General features: G+C 67.6%; 13 protein-coding genes. 2 read left to right on the top strand and 11 right to left on the bottom strand.

Annotated features, from left to right (window positions below):
* Positions 1–20 precede the first annotated feature (20 nt).
* The 6 genes from MTY59_RS15660 to fdxA all read right to left on the bottom strand — a co-directional run bounded on the left by MTY59_RS15660 (position 21) and on the right by fdxA (position 7,155).
* Positions 21–350 carry a DUF6955 family protein gene (locus tag MTY59_RS15660; RefSeq protein ID WP_221041959.1) on the bottom strand — a complete coding sequence of 110 codons (330 nt, stop codon included), beginning with the start codon at positions 348–350 and terminating at the stop codon, positions 21–23.
* The gene (gene sat / locus MTY59_RS15655) at positions 347–1,606 is read right to left on the bottom strand and encodes a sulfate adenylyltransferase (protein ID WP_221041958.1); all 1,260 of its coding nucleotides are present in this window, start codon (positions 1,604–1,606) and stop codon (positions 347–349) included. Before sat ends, MTY59_RS15660 begins: the two co-directional genes overlap by 4 nt.
* A 72-nt stretch (positions 1,607–1,678) precedes the next feature.
* Entirely contained in the window at positions 1,679–2,347 is a 669-nt protein-coding gene (cysC, locus tag MTY59_RS15650) for an adenylyl-sulfate kinase (protein WP_221041957.1), read from the bottom strand.
* A 903-nt stretch (positions 2,348–3,250) separates the two neighbouring features.
* On the bottom strand, positions 3,251–5,614 hold the full coding sequence (locus MTY59_RS15645) for an amino acid permease (protein WP_221041956.1): 2,364 nt from the start codon (positions 5,612–5,614) through the stop codon (positions 3,251–3,253).
* Between the two features lie 87 nt (positions 5,615–5,701).
* Entirely contained in the window at positions 5,702–6,820 is a 1,119-nt protein-coding gene (dapC, locus tag MTY59_RS15640; protein ID WP_221041955.1) for a succinyldiaminopimelate transaminase, read from the bottom strand.
* An 8-nt stretch (positions 6,821–6,828) separates the two neighbouring features.
* Complete coding sequence (fdxA, locus tag MTY59_RS15635) at positions 6,829–7,155, bottom strand: ferredoxin (protein ID WP_007773662.1); 327 nt, start codon at positions 7,153–7,155, stop codon at positions 6,829–6,831.
* 389 nt (positions 7,156–7,544) lie between these two features.
* On the opposite strand from fdxA, the gene MTY59_RS15630 reads away from it, so the two are divergent.
* Entirely contained in the window at positions 7,545–7,877 is a 333-nt protein-coding gene (locus MTY59_RS15630) for a hemophore-related protein (RefSeq protein ID WP_007773659.1), read from the top strand.
* Between the two features lie 24 nt (positions 7,878–7,901).
* Here the strand turns inward: MTY59_RS15630 and MTY59_RS15625 are convergent, their stop codons facing one another.
* The 4 genes from MTY59_RS15625 to mshB form a co-directional block, all read right to left on the bottom strand.
* A complete protein-coding gene (locus MTY59_RS15625) occupies positions 7,902–8,666 on the bottom strand; it encodes a maleylpyruvate isomerase N-terminal domain-containing protein (protein ID WP_221041954.1) in 765 nt (254 codons plus the stop codon).
* Between the two features lie 39 nt (positions 8,667–8,705).
* Positions 8,706–11,345 carry a bifunctional FO biosynthesis protein CofGH gene (locus MTY59_RS15620; protein WP_221041953.1) on the bottom strand — a complete coding sequence of 880 codons (2,640 nt, stop codon included), beginning with the start codon at positions 11,343–11,345 and terminating at the stop codon, positions 8,706–8,708.
* 96 nt (positions 11,346–11,441) lie between these two features.
* Positions 11,442–11,903 (bottom strand): hypothetical protein, encoded by a 462-nt coding sequence (locus MTY59_RS15615; RefSeq protein ID WP_221041952.1) that lies wholly within the window; start codon positions 11,901–11,903, stop codon positions 11,442–11,444.
* Between the two features lie 92 nt (positions 11,904–11,995).
* Complete coding sequence (gene mshB / locus MTY59_RS15610) at positions 11,996–12,907, bottom strand: N-acetyl-1-D-myo-inositol-2-amino-2-deoxy-alpha-D-glucopyranoside deacetylase (RefSeq protein ID WP_221041951.1); 912 nt, start codon at positions 12,905–12,907, stop codon at positions 11,996–11,998.
* Positions 12,908–13,003: 96 nt separating this feature from the next.
* Here mshB and MTY59_RS15605 point away from each other — a divergent pair, with 96 nt between their 5' ends.
* Positions 13,004–13,615 carry a TetR/AcrR family transcriptional regulator gene (locus MTY59_RS15605; RefSeq protein WP_221041950.1) on the top strand — a complete coding sequence of 204 codons (612 nt, stop codon included), beginning with the start codon at positions 13,004–13,006 and terminating at the stop codon, positions 13,613–13,615.
* A 9-nt stretch (positions 13,616–13,624) separates the two neighbouring features.
* Here MTY59_RS15605 and MTY59_RS15600 read toward each other — a convergent pair whose 3' ends face one another.
* Complete coding sequence (locus MTY59_RS15600) at positions 13,625–15,520, bottom strand: ABC transporter family substrate-binding protein (protein WP_221046465.1); 1,896 nt, start codon at positions 15,518–15,520, stop codon at positions 13,625–13,627.
* Positions 15,521–15,558: the final 38 nt, after the last annotated feature.

Below are 15,558 nucleotides of genomic sequence, written 5' to 3'. Positions count from 1 at the left end.
CGCTCGCCCCCCGGCCGGGCCTACTGGCTGTTCGCCGTCTGGGCTTCGTCCAGGAAGTGACCCACCACGTCGGGACCGGTGGAGTGCATCTTGATGGACAGTTCGAGCAGCCTGTCCTTGACCTGCTTGGGCAGCAGCTCGATCGAGCGAGTGGTGGCCGAGTCATACTTCGACCCTGGAAAGCGCTGCAGCAAAATGTCTTTCTGGTCGTCGGTGGTGTAGATCTCGAGTAGCTTCATGCCGGCGAACGCCTCGATCGCCCGGTCCGCCATTCCGGCATTCGCCAGCGCCTCCAGCCGTTCCTCGTTGATCCAGACGTTGACCTTGATCCTCTTCTCGCCGTTGCTCATGAGTTCTCCAACTGGTTCAGCGTAAAGACCGGCAATCTGTCCTTCAGATATTCCTCGGTGACGAACGGCGAGCCCTGGCCGTACTTGGCGGCGCTGTCCATCACGACTTCGAAAACCTCGTGCCGCATCACCTTTTGGGTCGGCTTGACCTCGTCGGTCAGGATGCTTCGAATCAGGCTGCCGCTGAAGCTTTGTGACTGGTCGTCGTGACCGCACAGGGCCGAGTTGGTGACCTCCTGGCACACCGGGCAGTACCAGTTCTCGCGCAGGAAGACCGGTTTGATGCCCAACTCGCTGCGGTGTTGCTTGAGGATGTTCTGGGAATCGTAGGGGTGGTAGAAATCGCCGACGCCGGCGTGGTCTCGCCCGAACATGTGATGCGTACAGCCGAGGTTCGTCCGCAGGATCGCGTGGAAGATGGCCTCGCGGGGCCCGGCGTAGCGCATGTCCCACAGCGTGAACGACACCAGATGGACGTCCTCGCGGAAATACCCACTGGTCCGCAACTCGTTCTGCGCCAACAGGATTGCCTCGTCGATGTAGTCGCCGACGCGTTTCTGGCCGATGATGGCATTGACCAGCACGCCGGTGTTCAGATTGTCGACGGGCTGGTCCTCGTTCGCGGCCAGCCACGCCTGCTTCATCAGGGCTTCGTGGCCGGTGTGCGGAACGTTGCGCGTTTGATGGGCGACGGCGCGCACCCAGTTCTTTTTCGCCAGCGCATCCTTGTGCTGGCGCGGCGTGAGCCAGAAGCTCTTGAAGGGTTCATTGAACACCGGCTCGTTGATGAGCGTGATGTCGCCGCCGATGAACCGATCCGCATAAGCCAGCGTCTTCTTGACGCCCGGGTGCCGGGGATCGGTCGTGCCGTAGGTCTTTTCGGCCATCCGCTCCAGATCGTATTGGTAGATCTCGGAGACCTCGAAGATCGCCATCGGGGCATCGAGATACTCCAGGACGACGCGTTCGCCCACCCTCACCCCGTACTTTTCGACATCGTCCGCGGAGAGATCGAAGACGATCGGGATGCTCCACAGCGAGCCGTCTGGCAGCTGAAAGTTGTCCAGCGTGCCATCCACTTCGCGCCAGCCCATGAATCCGGTTAGCGGGGTGAAGAACCCGTAGGACAGGCTGATCACCTCATGCGCGGTGGCTTTCGGGATCGGGATGCGCGGCAGCCCTTCGATCTGGGCCGCCGCATTCTCGGTGGACACTCGTTCCACGATCGGCTTCCCGTTATGGCCTTGGTAGCTCATGAACGTGACCTCGTTTCGGTAATCAGCGCTGGCCCGTGGACGGCTCCCGACGCCGTCATTGGGGGCCGTCCGCTAAGCGTCTCGCCGGACCCGGGCCGAGATGACGCCCGCCCGCTCGAGATGGGCGATCACTTCCTCGGCCAACGTGTCCGCGTCCTTGTTGCCGCCGTCGAGCCGCAGCTCGGGCTGCGCCGGAGCCTCGTAGGGATCGTCGATTCCGGTGAACCCTTTGATCTCGCCGGCGCGGGCTTTCTTGTAGAGCCCCTTGGGATCACGCTGCTCGCAGATCTCGATCGGGGTGTCGATGAAGATCTCCTGGAAATCGCCGTCGTTCAGGGTGGCCCGGATGGCGTCGCGATCACGCACGTACGGGCTGATGAACGCCGTCAGCGCGATGGTGCCGGACTCGCAGAACAGCTTCGCGACCGCGCCGATACGGCGGATGTTCTCCTCCCGATCCTGGGCGGAAAATCCCAGGCCGAACCGCTTCGCGAACTCGGCCCCGTGGCGCTCCTCGAGAAGGTCCGGGCCGGCATTGAGTCCATAGCGGACGTTGTCCCCGTCCAGCAGGTAGCTGCGAATGCCCCGCTCGTAGAGTTTCTGCTCGACGACGTTGGCCACCGTGCTCTTGCCGCTTCCGCTCAGGCCGGTGAACCAGATGACGCAGCCCTTGTGACCGTTGAGTCTTTCGCGTTCGGCGCGGCTTATCTGGTGTTCGTGCCAGGTGATGTTGTTCGACATTGCCAGCTCCCTGTTCACCACGTCTCGCCCGACACCGGCGAAACCCTAACGGCCACTTGCCATCCTCCGCATCACCGGTCGCCGCACTGGTGGCCGACGGGACGCCGCGCCCGCTCCGCAGGATTTGTTTGCCTGCCCACACCGACGCACGGCTTCGGCGCGGCAGCCTCGCCGCATCGATACCGGCCACACACCTTCACCATATTGTTTATCAATCAATCCGGATCAGAACCAGTCCACAAGTAAAGATGGCCAACTTAGGTCAGTTTATTTCGTTCACGGACGTCCCGCCGCGCCGTCAAGCGCCGAGCCCGCCTATAGGTCCGCCGGCAAATGAAATCACGCCCACTTGGGGCGGGTCGATCGGCACGTTGACGGCGGAGAAGCCCCCCGCGCGGGCGGTGCCGCGATGCACGTGGCAACGCGTCGACACCTCCGGTGGACCTGCCGTGTCGGCGCCGCACCGCAGCTTTCGCCCGAGGAGTCATCCCGGCCCGCGTCCAGGCCGCCCGGCGCCACAGGTTCGGGTCGTTGCCCGCAGCACGGGGGGACCGTCGTCGGGTATCACAACGCTCGGCCTCGAACCCCGTTCAACAGGGCATGCCGCTTCGGCAAGCCAGCGGCGTTAGCTGTTGGTCTTCTGTACATCCACTGTTCGGCGTTGTCCGTCGGTGTCGGTGGGTTTGACTCAGGCGGAAGTAATTTCGCCGTCGCGGGCGGTTGCGCCGGCAGGGGTCCGAACCCGGCCGGCAAACGCGCGGCCGGCGATGCAGCGCAGGGGTCGGCCGCCCGAATAGCCGGTTTCGTCGCGATGTGCCGCCATCGACGGATGCGCCAACCGGAGGCGGCGCCGAAATCGTCTGGGATTTAGGGTATTTCTTTCGGCGCACCGGACTCGAGGGGCTACGTATCGCTGGTTTGTTCGGAGTCTTCGGACTCGGCGTCCTTGGCGGGATCCTCGATGACTTGATAATCCGGATCGAGCATCGATATGTCCCGGGTGCCGGTCTGGCGAGCCTTCCCGGTGACTCGCAGTACCTGACCGGGCTGGATGTCGTCGCCCCCGTGGCCCGGGCGGAAGATCACGGTCATTTCGCCGGTGCTGTCGCCGATGACGATTCGCCGGTAGGTCCGGCCGCGGGTCGTGACGTCTTCGACCTCACTGACGCGCCCTTCGACGCTGGCGCGCTGCCCGGAGATCAGGCCGGCCACCATGACCACCGATTGCGGCCCCTTCGGGTGCTCGTAGGCGTCGACCTTCTGGTCCTCGTCCTGGGACACCCACGCCTCGAGCTTGTCGATTGCCTGCGCGATCCGCTGCTCGAAGGTGTCGGGGTACGCCTCCCTGATCCGCGACTCGACGTCGTAGGGCACGATCGTCGCCGCAGCGTCGGGGATGAGGCTGACCGCTCGCGAGATCTTGTCGGCGGTGCGGTCGTGCAGCAGCCGGCCCAACAGCCGGGCGAAGGTCCTTCGGGGCAGCAGCACCGTCACATTGGTCCGCGCCTTCTCCTCAAGCGCCTTGGCAACCAGCAGCTGTGCTGCCCGGCTGATCCGACGGTCCGGGCAATCCACAATTCGCAACGGAGTGTCGAGTTCGAAATGGTCCCAACGCTTTCGCAGTTGCGCCGCGTGGGCCGGGTCGACCATGAAATGCACCGCGGTCAGCTCGTCGGCCCGCAAACCCCTGCCGTAGCGCAAGGCCTCGATCACCGCCAGATCGACGGAGTCGACCAACACGAATACCCGGTGCCGCGCGTACTTCACCAACTCCGGGCGGTCGGTTCGGAACATCTCGAGAATGGCTGCCTCGGCGCGATATTCGCGGTTGAGCCGGGTCAGCATGAACACCAACAGGGGGAACACGACGACCACCAGCCAGGCGCCCTCGGTGAATTTCGCCACCGCGAAGATACCCACCACGATCGTCGACAAAATCGCGGCGGACAGGTTGATCGCCAGCCGGCGTCGCCAGCCCGGTTCTCGATGAGTCAGATGGTGTTTGGTCATCCCGTAACCGGCCATCGAGAATCCGGTGAACACCCCGATCGCGTAGAACGGCACCAGCGCATTCACCGACCCGCCGGTGGCCACCAGCAATGCGACCGACAGCGCCGTCAGGGTGATGATCCCGTTCGAAAACACCAGGCGATGGCCACGTTTCGTGAGCTGCCTGGGCAGGAAGCGGTCTTCGGCGACGAAACTGGCCAGGGCCGGGAAGCCGTTGAAGCTGGTGTTCGCGCCGGTGAACAAGATGGCGGCCGTTGCAGCCTGGACCAGGACGTAGAAGACGTCGCCGACGGTGCCGCTCCCGAAGACGGCACGCCCGATCTGCGACAAGACCGAGGGATATTCGGTCAGATACGGCGTGGCGTGGGTGACGTGGGCCAGGTAGGCGACGCCGGCCAGCAGCAAGCCGAGGATGGTCGCCATCGCGGTCAGCACTCGACGCGCGTTGCGGCCCTGGGGCTTGCGGAAGTAGTCGACCGTGTTGGAGATGGCCTCGACCCCGGTCAGCGACGAACCCCCGTTGGCGAACGCACGCAGCAGCACCAAGATCGTGGCGCCCAGCACCAGACCGTTGCCCTGGTGCACCGGCACCGTGCCGGCCAGGTGGGCGGGATCGTAGGTCGGCAGGTTCCCGATGGCCGCGCGGACGATGCCGATCACGATGGTCAGTCCGACCATGACGATGAAGGAATAGGTCGCCACCGCGAACGGCAACCCCGCTTCCTTCAGGCCCCGCAGGTTGGCGTAGCAGATCATCAGCACCACGGCGACGGTGAGCTCGAGGCTGTATGGGCCCAGCGCGGGAATCGCCGAGACCACCGCGACGGTCCCGGCCGCCGACTGCACGGCGACCGTGACCACATAGTCGATCAACAGGGCCGCGGCGGCGATCTGCGCAACTCTGGGACCGAAGTTGTCGCGCGCCACGATGTACGAACCGCCGGCCCGGGTGTAGGCCATGACCACCTGCCGATACGAGGCGGCCACCAGCACCAGGATCAGCAGGATGACACCGGTGATGGGCAGCAGAAGCAGGAAGGCGGCCAGCCCGGCGTGGGGCAACAGTTCGATCAGGATCTGCTCGGGACCGTACGCGACGGAGGAGACGGCGTCGGGCGAAAGCGCGCCTAGCGCAACGGAATTCGATAGCTTCTCCGACGCGATGTCCTCGGTGATCAACGGCTTTCCAAGGAACACCCGCTTGGCGATGTCCCCTAGCGAGAGCGGGATGCGCAGCTTGCCGGTCGAACTGGTCACGAGCACCGTCCTTACCCAGAGAACGTGGAACGCCTCGATGCATTGTGCACGCCCGCCCGTCTCGGGTGCCCGCGCGGTGCGCCTCGGCTAGGCGAGCCGCTGCACGGCGGCGGCGATCCGCTCGTCGCTGGCGGTCAGCGCAACCCGCACGTGCTGCGCACCGCGGGGCCCGTAGAAATCGCCCGGCGCCACCAGGATGCCGCGCTGCGCCAGCCAGGCGACGCTGTCGTGGCACGGCTCGCCGCGGGTGGCCCACAGATAAAGGCCCGCTTCGGAGTGGTCGATGGTGAAGCCGGCAGAACGCAGCGCGGGCAGCAGCGCCGCGCGGCGCCGTTCGTAACGCTCGCGCTGCGCCAGCTCGTGGGCGTCGTCGTTCAGGGCCGCCACCATGGCCGCCTGCACCGGCGTCGGCACCATCATCCCGGCGTGCTTGCGCACGGCGAGCAGCTCGGCGACCAGCTCGGGGTCTCCAGCGACGAACCCGGCCCGGTATCCGGCCAGCGAGGAGCTCTTCGACAAGGAGTGGATGGCGAGCAGGCCGGCATGGTCGCCGTCACACACCGAGGGATGCAGGATCGACAGCGGATGGTCATCCCAGCCCAGCCCCAGATAGCACTCGTCGGAGGCCACCAGGCAGCCCCTGTCGCGCGCCCATCCGACCACTTTGCGCAGGTGCTCGATGCCCAGGACGCGTCCGGTCGGATTGCTCGGCGAGTTCAGGTAGTAAAGCGACGGCGATTGCGGGCCCAGCTGCGTCAGCGAATCCGCGCGCAGCACTCGCGCCCCGGCCAGCCGGGCCCCGATGTCATAGGTCGGATACGCCAGCTCGGGCACCACGATCGGGTCGGCGGGGCCCAGGCCCAGCAGCGTGGGCAGCCAGGCGATGAGCTCCTTGCTGCCGATGACCGGAAGCACGGCCGCCTCGGTGAGCCCGGTGATGCCGAACCGGCGCTCCAGCGCCGCGACCGCCGATTCGCGCAGCCGCGCGGTGCCCACGGTGGCGGGATAGCCCGACGCCGAAGCGGCCGCCGCCAGCGCCTCCTGGATCACCGGTGCGACCGGGTCGACCGGGGTGCCGACGGAGAGGTCGACGATCCCGTCCCGATGGGCGCCGGCCCGCGCCTTCGCATCGGCCAGGGTGTCCCAGGGGAACTCCGGCAGGGACGCCGAGACCGCCGGCCGGCGCTTTTTGAGCTGGTGTGGCACCGGGCCGCTCAGTCGCCTTCGCCCTGCGGTGGCAGATCCTTGACCACTTGCGGGTCGTTCTCGGTCATGCCGACCTTGGCCGCGCCACCGGGCGATCCCAGCTCGGCGAAGAAGTCGGCGTTGATCTGCGTGTACTGGCTCCACTGGTCCGGCACATCGTCTTCGTAGTAGATCGCCTCGACGGGGCAGACCGGCTCGCACGCCCCGCAGTCGACGCATTCGTCGGGGTGGATGTAGAGCATCCGAGCGCCTTCATAGATGCAGTCGACCGGGCACTCCTCGATACAGGCTTTGTCCTTGATGTCGACACAGGGTTCGGCGATCGTGTACGTCACAGACGTCTCCTCCATGTACTAGGCCATCTCGTGGGCTGAAATGTGGCTGCTGTTCAAGCTCGCACCGGCGCGTCCAACCGCTTCCGATGAAGCTTTCAGTTACTGATACTAGACGTCGCAGATACAGGTCAACTATTTGGCGCGCCAGTCGATACACAGATTTAAGACGGGCAGTCTCGGAGGCCGCCACCGGGTCCCGTTTCGCCGAGGGCGAACACCGCTGACGGGCCGCTGACCTGCGCGGAGTAACGCTCCGGCGGCGGCGGTCGATAGCTCTTGCGTTGCGAGGACGTTCGCGGGGCCTGGTAATCTCAACCGAAAGACGGCAACCGCTGGGCAGACGTTCTCGCCGTAATAGCGGTGCATTAACTGGGGAAGGTGTCCACAACATGAGGCTGTCGTTGAGCAAATTGGGCGTTGCGGTTGGCAGCGCGGCGGTGGCGTTGACGGCCGCGGCCGGGGTCGCATCGGCTGACCCGTCGGACGCGATCATCAACACCACCTGCAACTACGGGCAGGTCATCGCGGCGCTGAACGCGACCGACCCGGCTGCTGCCCAGCAGCTGAACTCGTCGCCGGTCGCGCAGTCCTACATCCGCAACTTCCTGGCGGCGCCGCCGCCGAAGCGTCAGCAGATGGCCCAGCAGATCCAGGCGATGCCGTCGGCGCAGAAGTACTACGACGACATCAACCAGGTCGCGGTCACCTGTAACAACTACTGAGCCGATCGCTTCGCACGAAGCGGTTCAGTAACCGCCGAGCAGGCGGCGTACCCGGCCCAGGGTTTCCGGCCCGACGCGGCTGCGAATGCGTGACGGATCGGCGGGCCTCCGGCCCCACAGCAGCAGCACGCGCGCGGCCGCGTCGGTTTCCAGAGTGGCCGGGCCGTTCGGTTCGGCAAAGCCGATGGTGATCTGATCGGGATCAGCGGCCAGGACGACGTCCTCGGTGCCGTCGGCTCGCAGGCGGGCCTCGATGCGCTCGCCCGGGTCCAGCTGCTTGGCCCCCTTCACCAGCAGCGGTCGGCCGACCGCGAGGACGCTGTGCGTGGTCATCCAGGGCTCGGCCAGCCGGGCCTGGGCGGCCGGGTCGTCCCCGGTGATGTCCCAGCCGTGCAGGACGAGCTCCTCACGCATGTGCTCGGCGAACCACGGCACCTTCATGGTGCGGCCCGTCCAGGCGACATCGGTGTCGGCGGGCACTCCTTCGGCCGCCACCGCGACCTCGTTGAGGGTGGCCATCCGGTCCTGCAGCGCGTCCCACAGATCCGCGTCGTTCAGGGCGCGCAACGGGCCCTCGCGTTCCTCGAAACCGCGGGTGGCGACGGGCTCACCCGCCAGATGGCCGCCGAGTACCCGTGCGAGTTCTTCGGCGTTTCCCGCCTGATGGACGACGATGTCGCGCACGGTCCAGGCTTCACACCAGGTGCCGGCGTCGGGTCCGTGCCTGCGCACCGCATCCAGGAAGGGCGCCCACTCTGGAAATCGGTCGTCGTCGATTGGTCGCTTCACGGCTTCGGGTATACCCGCCGCCTGTGACAAGAAAGCGAACTACGCGGCCAGGGTCGTGTAGTCGGTGGTGCGTTGCCGCCCCGGTCGGCCGATGCCCTCGGCGATCGCGATCAGCTCGGCCACCGTCTTGGCCGAGCCGAATTCCGAACCGGCCATTCGGGAGATGGTCTCCTCCATCAAGGTGCCGCCCAGGTCGTTGGCGCCGCCGTTCAGCATCACCTGCGTGCGCTCGACACCGAGCTTGACCCAGCTGGTCTGAATCTGAGATATGCGGCCGTGCAACATGATTCGAGCCAGCGCGTGCACCGCCCGGTTGTCGCGATGGGTGGGCCCGGGACGCGACGCCCCGGCCAGATACAGCGGCGAGCTCTGATGGACGAACGGCAACGGCACGAATTCGGTGAAACCGCCGGTGCGGTCCTGGATGTCGCGCAGCACGTTGAGGTGGCCGACCCAGTGCCGCGGGCTGTCGACGTGGCCGTACATCATGGTCGACGACGAGCGCAGCCCCACCTCGTGTGCGGTGCTGACGATTTCGATCCACAGCGACGTCGGCAACTTGCCCTTGGTCAGCACCCAGCGCACCTCGTCGTCCAGGATCTCGGCGGCGGTGCCCGGGATGGTGTCCAGGCCCGCCTCGCGCAGGCTGATCAGCCACTCACGAATGCTCAACCCGCTCTTGGTCACACCGTTGGCGATCTCCATCGGTGAAAACGCGTGCACGTGCATCGACGGCACCCGCGCTTTGACCGCCCGGACCAGGTCGGCGTAGCCGGTGATGGGCAGCTCGGGGTCGATGCCGCCCTGCATGCACACCTCGGTGGCGCCTGCGACGTGCGCCTCCCAGGCGCGGTCGGCGACCTCGTCGGTGGACAGCGAGTACGCGTCGGCGTCGCCCTTGCGCTGCGCGAACGCACAGAACCGGCACCCGGTGTAGCAGATGTTGGTGAAGTTGATGTTGCGGTTCACCACGAAGGTCACGTCATCGCCGACGGTCTCGCGACGCAGCGTGTCCGCAAGGGCGGCAACGGCTTCCAGCGCCGGGCCGTCGGCGGTCGCCAGCGAGAAGTATTCGCTGTCGGAGCAGCCGGCGGGATCGCGCTCGGCGGAGCGAAGCGCCGCGAGCACGTCGGTGTCTAGGCGTTCTGGCGCTTTGGCGCCCTGCGCGGCCAGTTCGTGCACGTGGGCACGGATCGATTCCCAGTCGCCGAAGGCGCTGTCGATATCGCTGCGGGTTTCGGTGTTGCGGCCCTCGCTGTCGATCGCCGCGTTGAGGTCGACCCGGCCCGAGGAGCCGACGTCGTCGGGCTCCTGCCAGGGCATCCCCACCGGGTTGACGTCGCGAGCCAGACCGGTCGCCGGATCGGCCAGCGCCGTCACGTGTCCCTGCACGCGCGGGTCGATCCAGGCCGAGCCCGCCTGCACGTATTTGGGCTGCGCGGTCAGCCGCTGAACCAGCTCATAGCCGGCCTCGGCGGTGACGGCGGCCAGTTCGTCCAGGGCCGGCCAGGGCCGCTCCGGGTTGACGTGGTCGGGCGTCAACGGCGAAACACCGCCCCAGTCGTCGACTCCGGCGCCGACCAGCGCCAGGCACTCGTCGCGGGATACCAGGTTGGGCGGCGCCTGAATGCGCATCCCGGGGCCGAGCACCAACCGCGCCACCGCCACGGTCGCCAGGTAGTCCTCGATGCCGGCGTCGGGGACGGCGGCCATCGCGGTGTGCTCCTTGGCCCGAAAGTTCTGCACGATCACTTCCTGTACGTGACCGAACTCCTTGTGCGACTTGCGAATCGCGTGCAAGGTATCGGCCCGCTCGGCGAGGGTCTCGCCGATGCCGACCAGCAGGCCGGTGGTGAACGGAATCGACAACCGGCCCGCGTCGGTCAGAGTGCGCAGGCGGACGGCCGGGTCCTTGTCCGGGCTGCCATAGTGCGCAAGGCCTTTCGTTTCAAACAGCCGCCGCGACGTCGTCTCGAGCATCATGCCCATCGACGGCGCCACCGGCTTGAGCCGCGCCATCTCCGACCAGCTCATCACGCCGGGGTTCAGGTGCGGCAGCAGGCCGGTTTCCTCGAGCACCCGGATCGCCATCGCGCGCACGTAGGACAACGTGGAGTCGTAGCCACGCGCCTCCAGCCACTCGCGCGCCTCCGGCCAGCGATCCTCGGGCCGATCACCGAGCGTGAATAATGCTTCCTTGCAACCCAGTTCGGCGCCGCGACGGGCGATGTCGAGAATCTCGTCGGGCTCCAGGTACATTCCGGCGCCCTGGGCGCGCAGCTTGCCCGGGACGGTGACGAAGGTGCAGTAATGGCAGCTGTCCCGGCACAGGTGGGTGACCGGTATGAAAACCTTGCGCGAGTAGGTGATCGGCAGTCCACCGGCCGGGCCGCGGCGTCCGGCCGACTCCAGGCCCGCGTCGCGCACCCGCGCCGCGCTCGCGCACAAATCTGCGAGATCCGCGCCACGCGCGGTCATCGCGACCGCGGCCTCGTCGATGTTCAGCGCCACACCATCTCGAGCCCGTCGCAATACCCGTCGCAGCGCGGAGGCACTGACCTCGGTGGAGGCCTTGGTCGGAACCACAGGGTTAGGCAAAGCGGTAGGCTCCTCGCCCGGAGTCAAGAGCACTTTGGTGTAACTTCCCGACGATCGAATTTCATCCGTGCGTCCCAACATGTGAAATCGTGGCACCCGTAGGTGGGTCCCGCCTGGGCAACAGTCAACAGTAGCGGCACGCCCGCACGGGCAAGCGGGCGACGTCCCGGCCGGACGTCAGCCGCCCCGGCCGCGCCGCCACAGCACCCACACGGGCGGTGCGACCCCCAGGACCAGCAGCAATAAGGCCGCGTAGGCCATCAGGCCGCGGCCGCCCAGGATGACGTCGTCGGCCGGGCCGCCCATGCTGATCACCGCCACCGTCAGCAGCCAGGTCCACAGCGGCAGGGCCGCGAGCCGCGGCGAGCGGGTCCAGCGACCGGCGGCCCACACCAGCGCCGCGTTGACCAGTCCGGAAATCAGTCCACTGATGGGGAACGGGACCGTCCCGATGTAGAGAGGCAGCAGCAGAGCTCCGGCAAGTGCGGAGAGCACCCCGTCGACCGCCAAGAGGGCCAACACGACGAACCGGATCGCGGGGTCGGTTGCGCCGCCGTCGTCAACGGACGCGACGCGTGGCTTGGTTTCGGTCAGGTCGGGACGCTGTCGATGTTGGACATGATGGAGCCGATAACCCACTGCAGGCTGTCCAGCCGGTCCTGCCAGTGCTGCTGATTAGGGTCCAGGTCGGGGTCCATGCGAATTCCTTCCGTGGCTGCCTGATTGGCAGCCTACCGCGTCGGGGCCGCGGCGAAACCGAGCCCTGCGAGCAGGTCCATTTCCCAGCCGCGCCCGTCGCGCTCCCCCGCGGCTCCGGCGGCCAGCACGTAGTGCTCGTCCCCCAGTATCGGTATCGCCGCGTTGTTGGACAGCGCGCAGGCCCGACCGGTCGGTCCGACCATCACCTGGGTGGCGTGCGCGGCGAGCGCCGCCCGCTTGGCGTCCCGGGCTGCCGGGGCGGTCTCGACGACGGCGTCGATGTCGGCGTCGGCGTAGCCGAAGGTGAACTCTTCCTTGGGCGGGATCGACCACTCGGGCCGCAGATCCTCGGGCGTGAGGTCGTCCATGGCCGCCTCGAATGTGCGCGTCGCGAAGACCGACCAGTACAGCTTCGGTACGGCCCAGGGCTCGCCGGGGAAGTCGGCGCCGGCTTCCGGTCCGGCCGCCGCGACGGCGGCCACCGTCACCCGGTGCGCGTGTACGTGATCGGGATGGCCGTAGCCCCCGCGTGGGTCGTAGGTCACGACCACGTGCGGGCGCAGTTCGCGGATGACGGCCACCAGCGCGCCGACGGTCTCGCGCTCGTCGGCGTCGATGAACCGTTGCCGGTGGCGCCGGGGGGTGCCGCGCATGCCCGAATCGCGCCACCGGCCGGCTCCCCCGAGATAGTGAGGCTCGCCGATGCCCAGCGCCCGCAGCGCGGCGGTCAGTTCGCCGATCCGGTAGCCGCCGAGCTGGTCCGCGCGATCGACGGCGAGTTCGGCCCAGCGATCGCCGATCACCTCGCCCTCTTCGCCCAGCGTGCAGGTGACCACGCGGACGTCCGCCCCGCGGGCGGCGTAGTGGGCGATGGTGGCGCCGGTGCCGAGGCTTTCGTCGTCGGGATGCGCGTGCACGAACAGCAGCCGCGGCGTCTCAGGCATGGACGGCACCCTACCGTCAGCGGCGCCGATTCCGGCAGTCCGCCGGCTACCCACCGGTAAGCGGCAAATAGGAACGCGCACGGCTACTATCAAGGAGTGCCTCAGCTAACGGACGCAGACCACACCGGGAGCCGAAGCCGTCGGCGAGGTGAAGTCCTCGAACGCGCCCTCTACGAGGCGACCCTGGTCGAGCTGACCGAAGTCGGTTACGGCGGCCTGACCATGGAGGGAATCGCGGCGCGGGCCCACACCGGTAAAGCCGCGCTCTACCGGCGTTGGGACACCAAGTGCGAGCTGGTGCACGCCGCTCTGGTTTTCGCGCTGCCGCCGCTGCCCGAGCTGCGTTCCGGCCGTTCGGCCAGAGAGAACCTGCTGGCCATGCTCACCGCCCAGCGTGACCTGCTGGCCGGAAAGACCGGCTTCCCCAGTCTGGACGTCATCCATCAGCTGTTGCACGAACCCGAGATGCGGGCCATCTTCGCCGATGCCGTGGTGCGGCCGCGGTTGCAGATCGTGGAATCGATCCTGCAGGCCGCCATCGAGGACGGCGACCTCGACCCGCAGGTCGTCACGCCACTCACCGCCCGCATCGGGTCCGCCCTGATCAACCAGCACTTCCTGCTGAACGGGTCGCCGCCGAACCGGCGCGAGCTGGCGCTGATCGTCGACACCGTGATCCCGCCGCGAGCGGCGCTGGCCGCCGACTGACGACGCGGGTTACGGCCCGGTCTTCATCCACTGGCCGGCGTCGCCGACGATGCCGACCGGAACCGCACCGGACAAGCTGACGTTCTGCACGCTCGGGCCGGCCGCGACGATCGTGGTGTCCTGCAGGATCGGCAGCACGGTGGACATGTTCCACAGCCGCGGTTCCACCGCGGTGATCACGTCGTTGATGTTCTTGGTGCCGTTGAGGGCCGCGTCGATGTTCGACTGGATGCTGCGATCGCAGATCCCGGTCAGGTTCGACGGCGCCTGCACCAGGGCGTTGGGATCGGCGGGGCGGCTGGGCGGCGGCGTCGTCGTCGGAGTCGTCGACGTGGCCGCCGGGGCGGTGGACCGCGTCGGACCGGCGGAGGTCGCGGGCGCGGGGGCCGGCCCGTTGGAAATCGGTACCTGGGTCGATTCCAGTGCGCGACAGCCGTATCGGGAGGCGAGCCGGGTCGCCAAATTGCCGCCCGCCTGATGCCAGCCGACGATCGCGTCCACCCGGTTGTCGTTCAGCGCGTCGTGGTACAGGGTGACCGGGTCCAACGCCAGCACGGTCGCGGCGATGCCGACGTTGCGCAACCGGTCGGCGGCGGTATTGGCCACCGCGACCGCGGTCGGGTCGTTCGCCGCCACCCCGATGACCAGGGAAAGCTGTTGGCCGTCCTTGCTGATCCGACCGCGGATGACCTCGGGCGGCCCGGTGTTCGGCGGGGTCGGCGCGGGTGATGCCGAGGAGTTGGGGTCGACCTTGTATCCGGCGCCCTCGAGCAACGCCAACGCGGCCGGCGTCGTCATCGCCGGTGGCGCGGTCGGCTCGTATCCCGGGTCGCTCGGCGCGCGGATCTGGGCCTGGTCCAGGGTGACGGTGTTGTCGCTGCCCGCGCCCACCGCGGCGAGCAGGTCGACGTCGAGCAGCCCCAGAATCGCCTTACGCACTTGCGTGTCAGCCAGTTTGGCCTCGATGGCCCGCAGCGTGAGCTGCATGACCCGCGGCGTCACGATCCGGGCGGTCCGGACATCGGGGATGGCGGACAGCTGCGCGAAGGCCGCGGAGCCGCCATGCACCTGCGCCACCTGGGTGTCGCCGTTGCGCACGGAATCGGCCAGCGCGGCAGGCGCACCGGCGCGCCGGAAGAGAACGAGCGCGGGTTTGGCCGGCGGCCCCCAGTAGCGGTCGTTGCGCGCCACCAGGATCTCGTCGCGCTGTGGGTCGATGCTCTCCACGCGGAACTGCCCGCCGGTGACCGGAAGCGCCCGGGCCAGGCCGGCCGCGAAGCCGCCGGGCACGTCCTTGACGATGTGCGCCGGAAGGATGTTGCTGAACAACTCTTTCCACGACGGATACGGTTCGGCGAAGGTGACCACCGCCTGCTTGCCGCCCTCCAGGGACTGCACGCCGGTGATGAGGTCATAGCCGGCCGGGTCGACGACCCCGGGCTGGCTGACCATCTGGTGCCACAGGTACCAGAAGTCGTCGGCGGCGATCGGCGCGTTGTCGGTCCACTGCGCCTCGGGCCGGATCTTGTAGGTCACCGTGAACGGGTTCTGGCTGGTCACCTCGGCCGACACCAGCAGGGTGGGGTCCATCTCCCAGCGCGAGCCGGTCGGCGTGTTGGGGTCGGGGACCGGCCGGAATGCGCTGGGCAACACCAGCGCGCTGATCGCGGCGTTCACCGGGGACAGGTCGGACAACAGGTGCGGATTGAAGCCGGCCCCGATCGAGTCGATACCCATGATGATCTCGCTGACCCGGGGCGGCGGTGGCACCGAATTATGCGGCGTATCGGTGCTCTGCGGCGCCGGCGGCGGGTTGACCGTGCAGGCCGACAGGACGAGTCCGACCAACGAGACCAGGCCGCCGAGCACCATGAACAAGCGGCGGACGCGTCTCGGCACGCTGATCAGGGTATCGAGCAGCTGCCCAGAAGCCCGTCCGACCA

Source organism: Mycobacterium senriense (genome assembly GCF_019668465.1).
GTDB classification, from domain to species: Bacteria; Actinomycetota; Actinomycetes; order Mycobacteriales; family Mycobacteriaceae; genus Mycobacterium; species Mycobacterium senriense.
This window is presented reverse-complemented; position numbering and strand designations above follow the sequence as displayed.

Excerpts from the sequence above, each read along its gene's own strand:
- MTY59_RS15660 (WP_221041959.1), bottom strand. The coding sequence starts at position 350 with ATGAGCAACGGCGAGAAGAGGATCAAGGTCAACGTCTGGATCAACGAG.
- sat (WP_221041958.1), bottom strand. The coding sequence starts at position 1,606 with ATGAGCTACCAAGGCCATAACGGGAAGCCGATCGTGGAACGAGTGTCC.
- cysC (WP_221041957.1), bottom strand. The coding sequence starts at position 2,347 with ATGTCGAACAACATCACCTGGCACGAACACCAGATAAGCCGCGCCGAA.
- MTY59_RS15630 (WP_007773659.1), top strand. The coding sequence starts at position 7,545 with ATGAGGCTGTCGTTGAGCAAATTGGGCGTTGCGGTTGGCAGCGCGGCG.
- MTY59_RS15620 (WP_221041953.1), bottom strand. The coding sequence starts at position 11,345 with ATGTTGGGACGCACGGATGAAATTCGATCGTCGGGAAGTTACACCAAA.
- mshB (WP_221041951.1), bottom strand. The coding sequence starts at position 12,907 with ATGCCTGAGACGCCGCGGCTGCTGTTCGTGCACGCGCATCCCGACGAC.